Source organism: Natrialba swarupiae (assembly GCF_008245225.1).
Classification (GTDB): domain Archaea; phylum Halobacteriota; class Halobacteria; order Halobacteriales; family Natrialbaceae; genus Natrarchaeobius; species Natrarchaeobius swarupiae.
This window is the reverse complement of the sequence record NZ_VTAW01000031.1, coordinates 14,020-31,265: the sequence shown is the minus strand read 5'-3', so window position 1 is coordinate 31,265 and position 17,246 is coordinate 14,020. Positions and strand designations below refer to the sequence as shown.

Sequence of the window (17,246 nt, the reverse complement as noted above, 5' to 3'; positions counted from 1 at the left end):
TATAAGTAGTTTGCATCGGTATTCGGACCTGGTACGATACTATGGCAAATGCAGCTACAACGGGCAACGACGAAGTAAACGAGATACTGTCGGCAATTATCTCGTTTTTCATTCCGGGTGTTGGGCAGATTTACAACGGCCAGACGAAACGCGGCGGCATCATCCTGGGGGCGTACGTCGTCTTCTGGATCGTTGTCTTCGTCACGATGTTGCTTTTCATCGGGTTCCTGCTGATGTTCCTCTCGCCGCTGTTCCACATCGGCGCAGCGGCTGACGCGTATCTCCAGGCAGGAAAGATCAACGACGGCGAGATTACGGTCTAGAACGGATCGCCGTCCCGAGTTGTCGGGCCGACCACGAACCGTTCGTGGACCGTCCGACACCGACGGCCATCAGCCGAGAAGTTTGATCGATCGACGACGACACAGTCGTCCGTTCTTTCACCCGCCGAGAGCGGTGTCGCCCCGGAAGGAAACGCCTTTCACCCGGCACATCCCGTTTTCGTGTGATGGAGGTTGCCGAGGTTCTTCCCGAGTTTGCCGACGCCTTCGCCTTTGAGGAGTTCAACCGGATGCAACGCGAGGCCCTCCCCGCGCTCATCGAGCGTGAGGACAACGTCGTCGCGAGCGCACCGACGGCCTCGGGAAAGACCGCCCTCGCCGAACTGGCGATCTGTAAGGCACTCGCCGACGGCGGGACCGCGCTGTTTATCGCCCCCATGCGGGCGCTGACGAACGAGAAAGAAGACGACTGGGACCGCTTCGAGGACCTCGAGTACTCGGTGTACGTCGTCACGGGCGAGCGCGATCTCAATCCCCGCCGCGCCCGGCGAGCGGACATCCTCGTGATGACCCCCGAGAAACTCGACTCGGCCACCCGCAAACACGACTCACGGCGCTACGACTTCGTCACCGACGTCGACGTCTGCGTCATCGACGAGGTTCATCTTCTCGACGCCGACCGACGCGGATCGGTCCTCGAGGTGACGATATCGCGACTTCGGCGGCTCTGTGATCCGCGAATCGTTGCACTCTCGGCGACGATGCCCAACGTCGACGATGTAGCCGCCTGGCTCGATGCACCCCCCGAGACTACCTTCGAGTTCGGCGACGAGTACCGTCCCGTCGACTTGAACGCCGGCGTCAAAACGTACACGCACGGCGAGAACACGTTCGCCGACAAGTACCGCCGGCTGTATCGGGCGCTCGACCTCGCCGAACCACACCTTCGGGAGGACGGCCAGGCGCTCGTCTTCGTCGCCTCGAGACAGGATACGGTGCAGGCGGCGAAAAAGGCCAGAGACGAGATCGCCGAACGCGACGTCCCGATGGGCGCACGCGGGGACTACGACTTTCACACCGACTCGAAGGAACTCGAGAACGACACGCTCCGTAACTCGGTGCTCGACGGCGTGGCGTTTCACCACGCCGGGCTCTCGAAGAACGACCGTGACCTCGTCGAGAAGTGGTTCAAGGAAGGTCGGGTCGAGCTCCTCTTTTCGACGTCGACGCTGGCCTGGGGGGTGAACCTCCCCGCCCGCTGTGTCGTCATCCGCGATACGAAGCTCCACGACCCGCTCGAAGGCGAGGTGGACATGAGTCCGCTCGACGTCCTCCAGATGCTCGGCCGGGCCGGTCGTCCCGGCTACGACGACGTCGGCTACGGCTGGGTCGTCTGCGATACGGCGGAGGCCGACAAGTACCGTCGGCTGCTGAACGAGGGGAAAGAGATCGAATCCCGCCTGGCGGAGAGCTTAGAGACCCACCTCAACGCCGAGATCGCGATGGGGACGATCGGCGACGTCGAGGACGTCATGTCGTGGCTCGAGACGACCTTTTATTACGTCCGCGGCCAGTCCAAACCCGAGGAGTACGACTTTCCCGACCTCCGTGGCCGGGTTCGCGACTGCCTCGAGGAACTGGTCGACCGTGGTTTCGTCGAGACTAGCGAGGACCTCTCGATCGAGGCGACGCCACGGGGCGTCCTCGCCTCGAAGTACTACCTGCGCCTCGAGACGGCAGTCACGTTCGCGGAGCTGTGTGATCGGGTCGTCGACGACAGGAGCGGGCTGGAAACCGAAGAGATCCTCGAGGCGGTCGCGACGGCGACGGAGTTCGATTCGGTGTCGGCTCGCCAGGACGAACGCGACGCGATCGACGCGGTTCTGGTCGGCGCGGATACCAGGGATCTCTCGCCGGGCCAGCGTAAGGTCCTCGCGATTCTGCGGGGCGCGGCCAGCGGGAACACGCCGGCGGAGTTACGGAGCGACGCCTGGGTAATCCGGCGCAACGCGACCCGACTCGTCTCCGCGCTGGAGGCGTTTCTCGACCGGTTCGTGGGACCGCACGCAGCCAACCTCGCCCAGCGAACCGAGGCCAGAATCGAGAACGGCGTCGCCGAGGACGCGGTCGGCCTGACGGCGATCGACGGCGTCGGGCCGGGCCGGGCGAGCAAGCTGGCGACCGAGGGGCTCTCGACGCCAGGCGACGTCGTGACCGCTGGCGTGGCGGGGCTCGTCGACGCCGGCCTCTCGGAGGGGGTTGCCGAACGCGTCTACGAGGGTGCCCAGTCGCTCCCCTCCGTCGAGGTCGACTGGGGATCGTTCCCCGAAACGATCGAGACCGGCGAGAACGACGTCTGCGAGGTGACAGTCGAGAACGTCGGCGAGCCCGCCAGGGCGGGCGTTCGCGTGACCGTCAACGGGGTCGAGATGACGAGCACCAGCACGTATCTCCGCGAGGAGGAAACGGTCCCCGTCGGCGTCTTCGGCGCGGACGCCGAGGAACTCGAGTTTACCGTCAGCGTCGCGTTCCCCGAGGAGCCACTCGTGCCGATCGAGGCGAGTCGACACGTCGAGGTCCGCTGATACGGATTACTGTAACGATTTACCGGCGCAACCGCGACCCGTCCGGCGGTTGCGCCGGAACTGACTTACAGTAAACCGTACGAGAGGCGGCGCATCGACGTAATCCGCTCGAGCGCAGGCGGGCGGAGACGACGCCGCGGACGGTCGGTTTCTATCGGTTGCACAACGCGAGTACCGTCTCGCACAACTCGGCGGGCGTGTCGACGATCTCGTCGGCCGGCGAGAGATCGAGATCGTCGTGGGCGTCGATCCGGTAGGCGACGACGGTCGATCCGGCTCGAGCACCCGCCTCGACGCCGTTCTCGGAGTCCTCGACGACGACACACTCCTCGGCGGGGACGCCGGCCTCGCTCGCGGCGTACTCGAAGACGTCGGGTTCCGGTTTGCCCGCCGCGTCGACGTCCTCGGCGCTGACGACGTGCTCGAACCCGTCGGCGAGGTCGAACCGCGCTACGACGATGTCGATCCAGTCGTGTGGCGAGGAGGAGACGACCGCCGTGGTGACGCCGCGGTCGTCGAGTCGCTCGAGGAGGCCCTCGAGACCGTCCAGCATATCGACGTGCTCGTGGTAGATCTCGCGGGCGATCTCCTCGAAACGGGTTTCGAACTCCTCGCGGCCTATCGCCGTCCCGTACTCCTCCTCGAGGTAGTCGTACGTCTCCCGGTAGTTCATGCCGGTGACTTCGGCGACGTCGACGTCCGCGTCGGGGACGGCCGCGGGGAGGATCTCCTCACGCTGAAACTCGACCCAATAGTCCTCGCTGTCGACGAGGACGCCGTCCATGTCGAACAGAACTGCGTACATCTACGGGCGGCTACTCGAGCGGGGCGTATAGCCGTTTTGTCGGCGACTGGTCGTCGAGCGACGGAAGTTCCTCCACCTACGGAGGCTTTATTGGAGTACGTCGCCTGTAACTGGAGTAGTGACCGTTCCACAGTTGACCGACGCGCTTCGGGAGACGCTCGCTCTCTTCGACGAGGGCGGAGCACCCATGACGACGACCGAGGTCGCCGAACGGGTCGACCCCGGCCGTCGGAGCACCTACGAGCGTCTGGAACGACTCGTCGATCACGGCTGCCTCGAGACCAAGAACGTCGGTGGGAGCGGGCGCGTCTGGTGGCAGCCATCTGTGGACGAACGAGAGACGACAGAGGTGGGAAGACAGTCTGACGAGCAGTTTCGGACGCTCGTCGACGCAACCGATGAGTACGCCATCTTCATGCTCGGTCCCGAGGGGCGCGTCCGAACGTGGAATTCGGGTGCAGAACGGATCAAGGGGTACGAGGCCGACGAGATCCTCGGTACGCACTTCTCGACGTTCTACACCGACGTCGATCGCAGGGCCGGCGTTCCGGAGAACAACCTCACGGAGGCTACACGCCGCGGTTCGACTGAGGACGAAGGGTGGCGAGTCCGGGCCGACGGGTCGACGTTCTGGGCCAACGTCACGATCTCGGCGATCCGAGACGAGGACGGCGAACTCGAGGGGTTCACGAAGGTCACCCGGGATATGACCGACCGGCGGGAGTACGAGCAACGGCTCGAGGCCCAGACCGACCGGCTCGAGCGCCAGCGCGACGAACTGGAGAGCGAACTCGACGACGTCTTCGAGCGGATCTCCGATGGCTTCTACGCCCTCGACGAGGAGTTGCGCTTCATCTATCTGAACGACCACGCGGCGGACGTACTGGACCTGGATGGGGAGACAGTCGGTAGGGATATCCGAGACGAGGTCTCCCTCACCGACTCGTTCGAGAGCGCGCTGTACGAAGCCCTCGAAACGCAGGAATCCGTGATTCTCGAGGATTACTACGATCCGATCGATCGGTGGTTCTACAACGCCATCTACCCGTCGGAGTCGGGGCTCTCGGTCTACTTCCACGAGATTACCGAGCAAAAACGGCGTGAGCGGAAGTTACGGCAGTACGAGCGCATCGTCGAGACCATCGACGACGGGATGTACGTCCTCGACGGGAACCGCCAGTTCACGATGGTGAACGAGGCGTTCGCGTCGATGACCGGATACGGCCGTGACGAACTCGTCGGCGCCGCCGCGGAGACCGTCTTCGGCGGAACGTTCGTCGACATCGCCGACGAAAAACAGGCCGAACTCGAGTCGGGGGAGAAAGAGATCGCCGTCCTGGAAGAAGAGCTGTACCGGTCCGACGGCACCTCGGTGACCGTCGAGAGCCGGTTCGACCTGTTCGAAGTCGACGGCGAGATGGGACGCGTCGGCGTCGTCCGCGACATCTCCGAGCGCAAGGAACGGGAACGAAAACTCGAGCAGTGGGCCCGTCAGCAACGGGTCGTCTCCGACCTCGGCCAACTCGCCCTCGAAACGGACGACGTCGACGAACTCATGGACGAAGCGAGTCGGCAGGTGGCAAGCGTTCTCGGCACCGAGTACTGCAAGGTGCTCGACCTCGACGCCGAAAACGACCACCTCCTGCTCCGTCAGGGTGTCGGCTGGACGGACGGTCTCGTCGGCGAAGCGACGGTGTCCGCGGTCGAAGGCGATTCCCAGGCGGCGTACACGCTGGCGACCGATTACCCGATCGTCGTCGAGAACCTCGAGACGGAATCGCGATTCAGCGGCCCCGATCTCCTGCGGAGCCACGACGTTCACAGCGGAATCAGCGTCGTCATCGGATCGTTCGACGAGCCGTGGGGGATCCTGGGAACCCACGACACCACCCCCCGTGAGTTTACCGACGAAGACATCAACTTCGTCCGGAGCGTCGCCAACGTCCTCGCGGAAGCCATCGAGCGTCGTCAGTATCAGGAGCGACTCGAGGCGCTGGTCACCGACCTCGAGAAGTCGAACGAGCGTTTAGAGCAGTTCGCCTACGCCGCCTCACACGACCTCCAGGAACCGCTTCGGATGGTCTCGTCGTACCTCCAGCTTATCGAGCGTCGGTACGACGAGACCCTCGACGAGGACGGGCGGGAGTTTCTCGCGTACGCCGTCGACGGAGCCGACCGAATGCGCAAGATGATCGACGGGCTCCTTGAGTACTCTCGAGTCGAAACCCAGGGTGGCGAGTTCGAGCCGGTCGATCTGGAGGCGATCGTCGACAACGTTCGCACGGATCTCCAGGTGAAAATCGAGAATCACGACGCCGAGATCACGGTGGACGAACTGCCTCGCGTCGAGGGCGACGAAGAACAGCTGTGGCAGGTGTTCCAGAACCTGCTTTCGAACGCGATCGAGTACAGCGGAGACGAACCGCCACAGATACACGTAACCGCCGAACGGAGCGGCTCGGAGTGGACCGTCTCCGTCGCCGACGACGGGATCGGCATCGAACCCGACAGGCAGGAGCGCATCTTCGAGGTGTTCAGACGTCTGCACGGTCCCGACGAGTACTCGGGTACCGGAATCGGGCTCGCGCTCTGTCAGCGGATCGTCGAACGCCACGGCGGCGATATCTGGGTCGACTCCACCCCCGGCGAGGGCGCGACGTTTTCGTTTACGCTCCCCGACGCGTAGTTCCTCGTACCGACGCATACCCCCCACGTCGACTGTGCGAACCGGTTTCCGGTCAGGTGGTTACACGATCTGATCTTGCGGCCCGCTAGCCGAAGACCTCACCGCGACGCTCGTGGGCCATCTCCCGTGCCACGTCGTCCGCGACGGCCGCGCCGAACTCCCGCTCGAGGAGCCACAGCGCCAGGTCGATGCCGGAGGTGACGCCGCCCGCGGAGAGTACGTCGCCGTCGTCGACGACCCGTTCGTCGACCACGTTCGCGTCGGTGGCCGCGAGGTCGTCGACCGCGACGTGGTGTGTCGTCGCGGGCCGACCCTCGAGCAGCCCCGCCTCGGCGAGGATCATCGCCCCCGTACAGACCGACGCGACCGTCGCGCCGGCCGTGAAGCGCTCGTCGACGGCGTCGGGGAGGACGCCATCTTCAACGACGGCGCGCACGCCCTCGTTGGCGGTCGTCCACCCGCCGCCGGGGACGATCAGCAGATCGGGATCCCCGAGCGTTCCGTCGGGTTCGACCCGGAGATCGTGACTCGCCGTGACGAGATCCGTCTCCTCGAGCGTCACGAGATCGGTCTCGATCGACGCACCGGCCTGGGCACCGTTCTCGAGTACCTCGTAGGGACCGATCGCGTCGAGTTCGTCGAACCCCTCGAACAGCACGATTTCCGCGGAGACGTCGACCATGGTCGATACTCGAGGGGACACACCGAAACGTGTTCTGTTCCGGACACCTGTTGCCGACCGACCGTCACCCCCGCCGAGAGGCTACCGCGACGAGTCGTCGACCGTCTCGGCGACGACTGCCCGGAGCGCGTCGAACATCGGATCGGTTCCGGCGGCGACGAACCAGTTCTCGCCGCGGTCCGTCTCGAGTCCGCGTTCCGCGGCGAACAACTCGCCGAGCAGTTGTTCCTCCCGATCCGGCCGGTAACAGACGATCCCGTCCAGTCGGCCGCGGACGAGCAGCCCCCAGTGAACCGTCGGGGACCAGCTCTCGAGGCGGCGCTTGCACCGGTCCTCGAGCGCGCGGTTGATCGCCTCCGAGACCGCCTCGTGGTCGGGCTCTCGTTTGACGTCGTGGCCGATGACGGAGACGACGGTGGCGGTCGACGGCTCGAGATCGGCGTCGCGACCGCCGTCGTCACCATCGCCGTCGTCGCCATCATCGACGCCGACCGGGCGGCCGTTGTACCGGACGCCCTCACCGCCTGTGGCGACGTACAGGTCGTCGAGCATCGGCACGTACACGACGCCGAGAATTGGCTCTCCGTCCTCGAGTACCGTGATCGCCGTCGCGAACGACGCCAGTCCGGACTCGAAGTTGTTCGTCCCGTCGAGGGGATCGACGATCCACTCGAAAGACGCTCCGTCGCCACTCCCGTCGTGGACGCCGGACTCCTCGGCGTCGATCCGATGGTCCGGAAAGCGCGATCGGATCACCTCGAGAATTCGGCGTTCCGAGCCGGTATCCGCGCTAGATTTGACGTCGTGGGCGAGCCGTTCGGCCTCCGTTTCCTCCGAGCGGTACGTCTCCCGAAGGTACGATCCGCCGGCGAGGCAGGCCTCGATCGCCGTCGCCTCGAGTTCGGAGCGTGACGGGTACATGACAACATCGGTTCGAGCGCCATCCGATGAACGTTTCGATCCGGCATCTGACCGCTAATCGGCATTCGTGTAATTCTTGGCCGACCCGCCGGTGGACCGGGTATGGACGGACAACAGACGGTCGCGGAGTTCGTCGAGAGACACGATCGAGGCACCACCCGAGTTCAGACTGCTCGATCTCGTCTCCGAGGTCGGCGAACTGGGAAAGGACGCGAACGAGTCGACCGGCTACGGCACCTCTCCTGTGGACCTCGATATCGCCGACGACGAGATCGGCGACGCCCTGTTCGCGCTGTTCGCGCTGGCCGACTCCCTCGAGATCGACGCCGAGGAGGCGCTCGAAGAGGCGCTCGAGAAGTACGAAAAACGGCTTGATACGTCCGATACGCCCGGGTCAGGGGCGTAATCGAGAAAAGCGTTATCGAGTGGCGTCGGTCTCGACCGCGAGTATCGTCGAGGCAGCCGCACGGACGTCATCGAGGTGTTCTTCGGGCGCGTAGACACCGAGTCGCCACACTTCGCGGGCACAAGCGTCGAGTCCCGCGACCAGCGCGGAGCGTTCCTCGAGTCGGCGAACGTCGCCGTCGACGAGGATCTTCGCCCTGGATTCGGGTGAGGTCGGTTCCGAGGGGCTGTCGACGATCACGGCGCTCGAGTCGACGCCGGCAGCGTCGGCGATCTCGCGCTCTACCGTACGCGTTCGGTCGTACTCGAGGCCGACGACGTCTTCGGGAACGGCCTCGCGACGGGCCCAGAGCGCCCGCTTGTAGAGGTCCCGCTCCCGGATTCGGGTTGCAAAGTCGGCGGTCGGGTCGTGGTCCTCGAAGGCCGCGAGCAGTTCCGCGTCGGTGAGCCGGGCGAACGCCTCGGGGTCGAAGACGTCGTCGACGAGCAGACGTTCGCTCGCCCGATCGAGCATCGCGCCGGCGATTCGGGAGACGTGGTGGCGGTAGACGGTCGCGTTCATCAGCGTCCGGGCGATGAGTGCGCTCTCGGCGGTCGCGACGGTGCCGTCCTCGAGTGCGAGTTCGCCGTCGACGACGCGGAGGGCGTAGAGCAGACGCGAGTGATCGATCGTCCCGTAGGGGACGCCGGTGTGATGGGCGTCCCGAACCAGGTAATCCATCCGGTCGACGTCGAGGGTACCGGAGACGAGTTCACCGAGCGGGCCGCGGCCGTCGACTGTCGCCGCGATCTCGCGGGGATCGAGTCCGCGGTCCTCGAGGACGTCGCCGAGTTCGGTGTCGGCGAGCAGCCACTCGATCTCGTCGTGGTGACGGCCAAGATGGCGCTCGATCGCGGCCTCGGTCTGGTGGCCGAACGGCCCGTGACCGACGTCGTGGACCAACGCGGCGGCTCGCAGACGATCCGCGAGGTCTGCCTCGAGTCCAAGCTGGTCGACCGCACGGGAGGCGAGGTGGTAGACGCCGAGGCTGTGTTCGAATCGCGTGTGATTCGCCGAGGGATAGACCAACTGGACGGTGCTCAGCTGGCGGACGTACCGAAGGCGTTGCATCGCGGCCGTATCCAGAAGCGCCTCGGCCGTCGGGCAGAGTTCGATATAGTCGTGAACGCTATCCTTGACCGTGGTCATGGTCGAACTCGTCACGGCAACGGCTTAGCACCGGTGGTCTCGAGCGCGCCACCGACAAAACCCTCCTGCCGTCTACGGAGCGCGCCAGAAACCTCTGCCGTCTATCGGTCGATTACGCGCGCTCGCGTACCACGCCCAGTATCGAGCGATCGATCTGCCGGCGGGTCTCCTCGAGCGAGCCGGAGTTGTCGACCACGACGTGGTCGCGCTCGAGCGGCTCGAACGACTCCTTGACGAGCCGATAGACCCGGAGGTCGGCGTCGCTGACGGCGTTCGTTCGCTCGGCGAGGCGGCGCTCGACGACGTCGGGGTCACAGGTGACGCGGGTGAATACTATCTCCGCGTCCATCTCTCGGGCGAGCGCGGCCGCACGATCGCGAAGTCGCTCCGTGCGGAAGGTCGCGTCGAGGACGACCGACGAGCCACCCTCGAGAGCGGTTCGAGCGCGCTCGAGTAGTTCCTCGTAGGTCGCGTCGGTCTCAGCGGCGGTGTACTCGGGGTCTGGAAACAGCTGTTTTCGTACCTCGTCACTGCGATAGCGTTCGGCCTGCAGGCGCTCCGTCGTATAGGCTGAGGCGGCCGACTTTCCCACACCCGGCAATCCACAGTAGACGATCAGCGTTGGACGAGCCACGAACCCTGTTCGTCGGTACTGGTACAAAATCGGCCCGGATTTCGTTGCGGCCGGCTCGAACCGAGGCGATCGGCGAACGAGGCGAGTCGGAACGCACCACGAGAAACCCAAGAGAACCGAAACGGCCGCCGACTCGAGTGAGTCGACGTTACTTTAACATCGACCGGGCAAAGCGGTCGGGAAAGCCGAGGACGAGTTCGCGCCAACTCATCTTCTCCTCGTCGGATCGGAGTCGCGCCCGGAGGCGCTGACTGAACAGTTCGACGAGGAAGATCAGCACGAAGATGACAAACAGCGTCGCCATCATGTTGCTGAACGCACGGAAGTTCTCCTGGGCCGCGACGACCGCACCGAGCCCGCCCGCACCGATGACGCCGACGGTCACGGCCGCCCGAACGTTGATCTCGAAGATGTAGAGCGTCCAGGCGATAAAGGAGGTTTTGACCTGGCTCAACATCCCGAAGAAGACGATCTGGGATTTGTTCGCCCCGGTCGTCTGCATCGCCTCGATCGGACCCTCCTCGAGTTCCTCGAGTTCCTCGACGAACAGGCGACCCAGATTTCCGATCGTGTTCAGTCCGATCGCGAGCGTCGCCGCGGCCGCGCCGAGACCGACGAGGGCGACGAAGATCAGCGCCCAGATGATCGCCGGAATCGCACGGATAAACGACATGATCCCACGGAAGATGAAGTTGATCGGGAACGGCGTCACTCGTTCGGAGCCGAGCACGCTGAACAGCAACGCGAGCGGAAAGCCCAGGATGGTTCCGACGAGCCCCATCGCGAGGGTCGTTCCGGCCTCGCCGAAGATCGTGAACATACCGAGTTCCTGGAAGACGAACGCGTACAGATCCGCGGCGTTCGGCGGGAACTGAAAGAGCAGTCCACCGACGTCGGGGTCGTACACCAGTTCGTTGTTCCGGATGAACTCCCAGTAGTTCCCGACGTCGAGAAACGGAACGCCGCCGTACTCCGTTCTGGGGAAATACGATCCCATCCGGTCGGCGAAGTGACTCCACGTGAAGTTCGTCCGGTCGTCGAAAAACTCGGTCGCGGCGAGCCCTTGGAGCGTGATGAACGCGAGCACCGCGGTCCCGACGAGCCAGCCGAGTGCCCGACGCCGGCGCGTTTCCCGGATGTTTTCGAACTGTTCGTTGACCGCCGGGCTCGCCGACTCGAGCGATTGGGTTTGATCGGTTCCGCCGTCGGTCGCCGCGTTCGACCGATCCGCGTCGGTCACGGTGCGGCCCCCGTCTCACGGTTCTCGTTCGTCGACTGCTGGGGGGTCGTTCCGTCGCCGTCGTCCGAGACGAACATCCCCTCGGTGTCGATATCGCCGTAAATCTCGTCGATCACGTCGATCGTCAGGTCCTCGCGATAGCCGTCGAAGACCTTCTGGCCGTTGTGGAGGCCGATAAATCGCTGACCGTACTTGCGGGCGATGTTGACCTGGTGGAGACTGATAAACGTCGTCAGCTCCCGCTCGTTCGCCGCGCGCTGGAGGTACTGCATCACGTCCTGTGCGCTTCCGGGATCGAGACTCGCGACCGGCTCGTCGGCCAGCAACACCTCCGGTAACTGCGTGAGCGCCCGCGCGATGCCGACACGCTGTTGTTGGCCGCCGCTCATCCGCCGGGCTTTCTGTTCGGCTTCGTCCAGTAATCCGACGGTGTCGAGCGCCTCGAGTGCGCGCTGTTTCTCGTCGGTGTCTTGAAGCTGTAAGACGCTCTCGAAGAACCCACAGCGGTTGATACCGCCCGAGAGGGCGTTCGAATAGGCCGACATATCGCCGACGATGTTGTGTTGCTGGAAGATCATCGCTAGCTCCGGCCGTGGCTGGGTCATCGGCTCACCGTCGACCAGGACCTGTCCCTCGGTCGGCTCGGTGAGCGCGGACATACACCGCAACAGCGTCGATTTCCCCGATCCGGAGACGCCGAGGATGATGACGAACTCGCCCGCCGGCACTTCGAACGAGATGTTGTCGAGTGCGACGGTCTCGCCGTATGTTTTTCTCAGATTGTCGACGACGATTTTGCTCATCAGTTGTCCTGAGTTTGTAGTGGGATTATTTGTGGCTTCCCTTATATGTCGTCGAGGGGAATCCCGAGGTCATCGGTGAAGTCCCGGACCGGCTCGTAGTCGTCGTGGTCGGCCTCGACGATACCGCTGAACCACAGCGTGTGATCGTCGAACGCCTGCCAATCGTCTTCTTGATCGTCGTCAAGATCGTACTCGTCTGGATCCGCCGAGGCGTCCGGATCGTTGTAATCCTCGAGGAGGCCGTCGGGCAGGTCGAGGTCGAGTGCGTCGGCGAGGTCGAAGGCGTCGTGGTCGAGTTCCTCGGCGGTAACGCCGCGCATGAACTCCTCGATGTCGTATCGAAGATCTTCCTCCCACGCGGTGTTGACGACGATCGGCGCACGCGGGATCGGTGGCGAGACGTCCAGGAGTCGAAGCTCCGGATCCCGCGTGCCGGCGATGTCGACCTCCGGCGAAATTTCGTAGAGATCCGGGAAGTCGCCCTCGATCTGGTCTTCCGGAACGTGCGGGATGGACGCGAACTCGCCTGCGCCCGCCGCGGCGATGGTGTCGTCCTGGATGAGTTCCTCGACGGCGAGGTCGTGTGCGACGCCGCTTCGCCACTCGAAGTCTTCGGCACTGCCACCCTGGGCGGCGTTACCGATGTCGAGCCCGTTGTCCTGGAGCATCCACAGCGGTGCCATCCCACCCGACACCGAGCCGACGTCGGCCGAGGCGACCGCTTCACCCTCGAGATCGGCAACCTCGGTGATTCCGCTGTCGGCCGTGGTGACGAGCGTTCCGAAGTATCGCTCCGCACCGAAGGCCTCCCGCATCCCGACGACGTCAATCTCCTCGGGGCCGAGGTTCGGGACCGCACCCGGCGACGTATCGGCGAAGATCCGATCGCCGTCACTGGCGCGGTCGAGTTGCTCCATCGTTCCGGAGTAGCTACTCGTCGGTAGCCCTTCGATCTCGACGTCGAACTCGTCTTCGATCAGTTCGAACAGGGGCTGATACTGGATCTCGATGTCGATCGTATCCTCGGCCGGGTTCATCACCCAGGTGATCGGGTCGTCGTCGGCATCCCCGTTGCCACCGTTGCCGCCGTTTCCGCCGTTTCCGCCGTTGCCACCGTTTCCGTTCCCATTTCCGTTTCCGTCCGACGAGCACCCTGCCAGTGCCAACGCACCAGCTGCACCAGTGGTCGCCAGGAATTTCCGTCTCGTTTTCGACGCTGCGGTAGTCTTGTCCACCATTCGCGTTATCCTGAGACACTGCATCTAAATAAGTTTTATAATGTTGCTATTTGTCCGCTCGACGGATGCTGTTTCCAACGTTCGAATAAAGTAGAAATTACAATCGGAAGTGGATGGCTGTTTTTGTGTTTTTACCCCACAAAAGGCGTAATACCCACATATATTTACTCCCCAGAGCACCGATCGGAAACAATCGAAATGGTTTAGACACGGATCGCACAATCCCCTCTCGAGCAGGAGGAACGACGAGGCCACTCGACATCGCTTACTTCCGATACACCCCCAACCGTTTTCCCGCCACGGACGTCCACCCACGGACGCGGGTTTAAGTACGGAGCCGCGGCCAACGGGGACATGATCGACGACGCGATTCGCGTGCTCGCGGGCGACTGTACCGTCATCGCCGAAGGAGCCGACCGCGAGGAGTACCGCGGGCGGGTGACGACGATGGTCAAGCCCGACAACACCGTCCTCGTCCACGACGTCGACGGCTACCAGCCCGTCGCGTGGCTCACCCGTGCCGACAGCGTCTCGAGCGACCGTGCCGACGGCTTCGCACTCGTCGCAAAGAAAGACGAGCAACTCCTCCGAATCGCCACCCACGACCAGGACGGGTTCGCCCACTACCCCTCCTCGCCCGCGGGCATGCCAGTCGGCACATGTCCCGACTGTGACGGCGCACTCGTCCGATCGAACGACGTCCACTGTGTCGACTGTGGGACCCGCTACGGCGTACCCGCCGACGCGACGATCAAGACCGACCAGAGCAACTGCGACTGTGGTCTCCCCCGAATGCGCGTCGAACGCGGCCTCGCGTTCAACGTCTGTCTCGACCGGAACTGCGAGTCGCTCGACGACGCGGTCGGGGAGGCGTTCGACCGCGAGTGGTGCTGTCCCGAACCCGATTGCGACGGTGACCTCCGAATCCTGCGCCGTGGCGGCCTCATCGCGGGGTGTGAACACTACCCCGACTGCGACACCGGCTTCGCGCTCCCGTCGGGCGTCGTCGACGGCGAGTGCGCCTGCGGTCTACCGACGTTCGAGACCCGAACCGGCGTCCGCTGTCTCGATGCCACCTGCGAGCGCGCGGCGACGCGATCGCTCGAGACCGAACCCGCGAGCGATGACTGAGACGGATTGCTGTAACGATGTGACGACGCCACTCGACCGAGTCGCACCGGCTCGGAGCCCTCGAAGGAAACACCCGTGGTGCTCTCGGCCGGCTTTTCGGTCGATAGTCAGCCGAAACGATCGATCCACAGCCACTTAGTGTCCGCCGGCTAAGCCACGTCCATGTCACTCGAGGGGCGATACGACGACGAGACGGGCGTCGTCCGCGTAGGCAGCGACGCACGCCAACGGTATCACGACTCACGAGGCTACGGCTACCCGCTGTCGGGCAACGAGATCGCGCTGGCACCCGTCGAGGCCGCTCACCTGCTCTTTCGGGGCGATCTCGAGGCAGTCGTCGACGACACCGGGGATCGCCTCGAGTTCCGATCGTTCGTCGCCCGCGAGCCCGGCGACGGCTTCGGAGTGAGATTTCTCGTCTACGCCGACCTGCGCTCTCGGGGCTTTTATCTCTCGCCGGCCGCCGAACCCTGGGTCGACGACCCGCCTGAAACCGATTTCGCCGTCTTTCCCCGAGGGAAGGGGCCCGGAGACGGGGAGATCGGCTACGCGCTGACGATCATCGGCGAGCGGACCGACGTGCCGGCGAGTGACCTCTCCGACGGCGTGTTGGCGGTCGTCGACGAGGAGAGCGAGATTACCTACTTCGACGTAAGCCGAGAGGATCCGCGGGGGAGCTCCGAGAACGAACTCCCCGATCGGTGCGGCGCCGACCTGCTGGCCGATCGCGTCGTCGTCTGGGATCCTCCCCTCGAGCTGTATGAGGAGGCGTTCTACGGCCAGCCCCTCGAGGGCCGGGAGTACGAGCGGCCGACGCTGCAGTGTTCGTTGCTCGAGGCGACCTACCTCGCCGAGCGCGGCGCGATCGATCTCGATCCGGCGACCGTCCGACAGCGAGGTCGAGAGGTCGAAGGCGAGCGGTTTCGGCGACGGTTTCGGGTCTACGCGGCGCTTCGCGACCGCGGAATCGTCCCCAAGACCGGCTACAAGTTCGGTGCAGACTTTCGGACGTACGCGAACGTCGAGTCGGTCGACGATCTCGGCCACTCCGAGTTGCTGATTCGCGTCCACCCGTCAGGATACGTCTTCGAACCGCGGGATCTCGCACTCGACGTTCGCCTCGCCCACGGCGTCCGCAAGACGATGGTCTTCGCGCTCGTCGGCGAGAACGGCGTGGAGTGGTGGTCACTCGAGCGGTTGACGCCCTGAGCGGGATATGTTTCGGGGCACAACGAAAACGGTCGTGAACGGAAACGTGAAAGCCCCACCAGCCGATAGGTGACGGTATGCAACTCGAGGTGATCGGCGTCGGCGGCGCGGGGTGTCGGATCGCCGATGCGATCGTCGACGCCGAGCCGGACGACCACTCGTTCGTCGGCGACGCGTTCGCGTTCGACACGGACGCGACCAGTCTGGCGGAACTCTTCTCGATCCCGGAGGACCACCGATACTGCTACGGCGGGACGGTCGAGAACGGACTCAACGGGAACCTGAGCCGGGGCGAGGCAGTCGGCGAGGAGGCAGTCGACGAACTCGATCGCCGGCTGGATCGAGGACAGCCGTCGATTGCCGACGCGTTTCTCGTCGTCGTCGGTCTCGGCGGAGCATCCGGCGGTGGGACGGCACCCCACCTAGTCGCGACGCTTCAAACGGTGTACGACGCGCCGGTGTACGCCCTCGCCACGTTGCCCGCCGAACGCGAACTCACGCCCCCGGAGCCGGACGACGACCTGCGGCGAGCGCCGAACGCCGGTAGTGTCACCGACGAGGACGTCACCGGTTCCGGCGGCGATGACGGAGACGGGGACGAAGACGAAGTGGAGCCGGAGCCGATAACCCGTCCGCTCGCCGAGGAGAACGCGATCCGAACGCTCGAGTCCCTCATTGGGCTCGCGAACGCGATCATCTGTTTCGACAACGAGCCCTGGTTGAAACCCGGCGAACGCCTCGTCGAGGGCCACGATCGGCTCAACCAGGAGATCGCAACGCGCGTCGCGGCGCTTTTCGGCGCGACCGCGGACGTACGCGACGAGACGGCGACGCCGGAGGCCGAAACCGTCATCGACGCAAACGACGTCGGGCGGATCCTCGGCGACGGAACCGATCTGGTGACGCTCGGATACGGCGAACAGCGTGTCGAAGCCGAAAACGGATCCCGGTTCGGTCTCGGCTTGTTCTCGACGGAGCCGTCGGTCGACACCGCCGCCGCAGTCAGCGCCATCGAGACCACCGTCGGGAAGGCGTTACGTGGCAAACTCACCCTCGAGTGTGAACGAGAGAACGCCGACCGTGGGATGTTGATCGTCGGGGGACCGCCCGAGTGGCTCAACCGGCGGGCGATCACCGACGCCCGGAAGACGATCGAGTCGACGACGGGGTCGGTCGAGGTCCTGGGCGGCGACGCACCCCGTCCCGGGACGGATCTCGTCTTCGTCGTCGTCGTCCTCGCTGGCGTCGAACCGGTCGAACGCATCGCGGAGATGCGAGCCAGAAACAAGCCGATCGATACCGGCGGGGGGTGAGGACGCTCGCCGAACGCGGGCGTCTCTCGTTCGTTACCGAAATCGATGGGCATCGCTACGTCGGTCGTCCGTCGGCTCCGGCGAAGTCGTTCGATCTGCGTTCCGGGTACCCACTCGTGCCTTC

General features: G+C 64.6%; 14 protein-coding genes and 1 pseudogene. 7 read left to right on the top strand and 8 right to left on the bottom strand.

The genetic code is table 11. The features are described from left to right. The first annotated feature begins 41 nt into the window (after nucleotides 1-41). Both FYC77_RS17315 and FYC77_RS17310 read left to right on the top strand, forming a co-directional pair. Nucleotides 42-323, top strand: a complete 282-nt coding sequence (locus tag FYC77_RS17315; RefSeq protein WP_160049039.1) for a hypothetical protein — start codon at nucleotides 42-44, stop codon at nucleotides 321-323. Between the two features lie 185 nt (nucleotides 324-508). Further along, complete coding sequence (locus tag FYC77_RS17310; RefSeq protein ID WP_149082749.1) at nucleotides 509-2,866, top strand: DEAD/DEAH box helicase; 2,358 nt, start codon at nucleotides 509-511, stop codon at nucleotides 2,864-2,866. Between the two features lie 151 nt (nucleotides 2,867-3,017). On the opposite strand, the gene FYC77_RS17305 is transcribed toward FYC77_RS17310, so the two are convergent. Further along, complete coding sequence (locus FYC77_RS17305) at nucleotides 3,018-3,671, bottom strand: HAD family hydrolase (RefSeq protein ID WP_149082748.1); 654 nt, start codon at nucleotides 3,669-3,671, stop codon at nucleotides 3,018-3,020. A gap of 118 nt (nucleotides 3,672-3,789) precedes the next feature. Here FYC77_RS17305 and FYC77_RS17300 point away from each other — a divergent pair, with 118 nt between their 5' ends. After that, nucleotides 3,790-6,357 carry a PAS domain-containing sensor histidine kinase gene (locus FYC77_RS17300; RefSeq protein ID WP_238387022.1) on the top strand — a complete coding sequence of 856 codons (2,568 nt, stop codon included), beginning with the start codon at nucleotides 3,790-3,792 and terminating at the stop codon, nucleotides 6,355-6,357. 85 nt (nucleotides 6,358-6,442) lie between these two features. Here the strand turns inward: FYC77_RS17300 and FYC77_RS17295 are convergent, their stop codons facing one another. Continuing rightward, complete coding sequence (locus FYC77_RS17295; protein ID WP_149082747.1) at nucleotides 6,443-7,039, bottom strand: DJ-1/PfpI family protein; 597 nt, start codon at nucleotides 7,037-7,039, stop codon at nucleotides 6,443-6,445. 81 nt (nucleotides 7,040-7,120) lie between these two features. Further along, complete coding sequence (locus FYC77_RS17290) at nucleotides 7,121-7,960, bottom strand: inositol monophosphatase family protein (RefSeq protein ID WP_149082746.1); 840 nt, start codon at nucleotides 7,958-7,960, stop codon at nucleotides 7,121-7,123. A 102-nt stretch (nucleotides 7,961-8,062) separates the two neighbouring features. Between FYC77_RS17290 and FYC77_RS17285 the strand changes: the two are divergent. Then, nucleotides 8,063-8,366, top strand: a pseudogene (locus FYC77_RS17285) (MazG-like family protein). A 12-nt stretch (nucleotides 8,367-8,378) separates the two neighbouring features. Here the strand turns inward: FYC77_RS17285 and FYC77_RS17280 are convergent. From FYC77_RS17280 to FYC77_RS17260, 5 genes are all read right to left on the bottom strand, one after another. Further along, complete coding sequence (locus FYC77_RS17280; protein WP_149082745.1) at nucleotides 8,379-9,554, bottom strand: HD domain-containing protein; 1,176 nt, start codon at nucleotides 9,552-9,554, stop codon at nucleotides 8,379-8,381. 112 nt (nucleotides 9,555-9,666) lie between these two features. Next, nucleotides 9,667-10,188, bottom strand: a complete 522-nt coding sequence (locus FYC77_RS17275) for an AAA family ATPase (RefSeq protein WP_149082744.1) — start codon at nucleotides 10,186-10,188, stop codon at nucleotides 9,667-9,669. 148 nt (nucleotides 10,189-10,336) lie between these two features. Then, nucleotides 10,337-11,428: a phosphonate ABC transporter, permease protein PhnE gene (phnE, locus tag FYC77_RS17270; RefSeq protein ID WP_149082743.1), complete on the bottom strand. Its 1,092-nt coding sequence runs from the start codon at nucleotides 11,426-11,428 to the stop codon at nucleotides 10,337-10,339. Next, on the bottom strand, nucleotides 11,425-12,231 hold the full coding sequence (locus tag FYC77_RS17265) for a phosphonate ABC transporter ATP-binding protein (protein ID WP_149082742.1): 807 nt from the start codon (nucleotides 12,229-12,231) through the stop codon (nucleotides 11,425-11,427). Before FYC77_RS17265 ends, phnE begins: the two co-directional genes overlap by 4 nt. Nucleotides 12,232-12,272: 41 nt before the next feature. Next, a complete protein-coding gene (locus FYC77_RS17260) occupies nucleotides 12,273-13,268 on the bottom strand; it encodes a PhnD/SsuA/transferrin family substrate-binding protein (RefSeq protein ID WP_149082760.1) in 996 nt (331 codons plus the stop codon). Between the two features lie 555 nt (nucleotides 13,269-13,823). Between FYC77_RS17260 and FYC77_RS17255 the strand changes: the two genes are divergently transcribed. From FYC77_RS17255 to FYC77_RS17245, 3 genes are all read left to right on the top strand, one after another. After that, nucleotides 13,824-14,600, top strand: coding sequence for an endonuclease NucS domain-containing protein (locus FYC77_RS17255; RefSeq protein ID WP_149082741.1), 777 nt, complete (start codon nucleotides 13,824-13,826; stop codon nucleotides 14,598-14,600). Between the two features lie 162 nt (nucleotides 14,601-14,762). Further along, nucleotides 14,763-15,809, top strand: coding sequence for a tRNA-intron lyase (gene endA, locus FYC77_RS17250; RefSeq protein WP_149082740.1), 1,047 nt, complete (start codon nucleotides 14,763-14,765; stop codon nucleotides 15,807-15,809). Between the two features lie 77 nt (nucleotides 15,810-15,886). Then, the gene (locus FYC77_RS17245) at nucleotides 15,887-17,122 is read left to right on the top strand and encodes a tubulin/FtsZ family protein (protein WP_149082739.1); all 1,236 of its coding nucleotides are present in this window, start codon (nucleotides 15,887-15,889) and stop codon (nucleotides 17,120-17,122) included. Nucleotides 17,123-17,246 lie beyond the last annotated feature (124 nt).

Bases quoted from the DNA above. Each gene is read 5' to 3' on its own strand.
- FYC77_RS17315 (WP_160049039.1), top strand. From the start codon at position 42: ATGGCAAATGCAGCTACAACGGGCAACGACGAAGTAAACGAGATACTG.
- FYC77_RS17310 (WP_149082749.1), top strand. From the start codon at position 509: ATGGAGGTTGCCGAGGTTCTTCCCGAGTTTGCCGACGCCTTCGCCTTT.
- FYC77_RS17305 (WP_149082748.1), bottom strand. From the start codon at position 3,671: ATGTACGCAGTTCTGTTCGACATGGACGGCGTCCTCGTCGACAGCGAG.
- FYC77_RS17295 (WP_149082747.1), bottom strand. From the start codon at position 7,039: ATGGTCGACGTCTCCGCGGAAATCGTGCTGTTCGAGGGGTTCGACGAA.
- FYC77_RS17290 (WP_149082746.1), bottom strand. From the start codon at position 7,960: ATGTACCCGTCACGCTCCGAACTCGAGGCGACGGCGATCGAGGCCTGC.
- FYC77_RS17280 (WP_149082745.1), bottom strand. From the start codon at position 9,554: ATGACCACGGTCAAGGATAGCGTTCACGACTATATCGAACTCTGCCCG.
- FYC77_RS17265 (WP_149082742.1), bottom strand. From the start codon at position 12,231: ATGAGCAAAATCGTCGTCGACAATCTGAGAAAAACATACGGCGAGACC.
- FYC77_RS17260 (WP_149082760.1), bottom strand. From the start codon at position 13,268: ATGAACCCGGCCGAGGATACGATCGACATCGAGATCCAGTATCAGCCC.
- FYC77_RS17255 (WP_149082741.1), top strand. From the start codon at position 13,824: ATGATCGACGACGCGATTCGCGTGCTCGCGGGCGACTGTACCGTCATC.
- endA (WP_149082740.1), top strand. From the start codon at position 14,763: ATGTCACTCGAGGGGCGATACGACGACGAGACGGGCGTCGTCCGCGTA.
- FYC77_RS17245 (WP_149082739.1), top strand. From the start codon at position 15,887: ATGCAACTCGAGGTGATCGGCGTCGGCGGCGCGGGGTGTCGGATCGCC.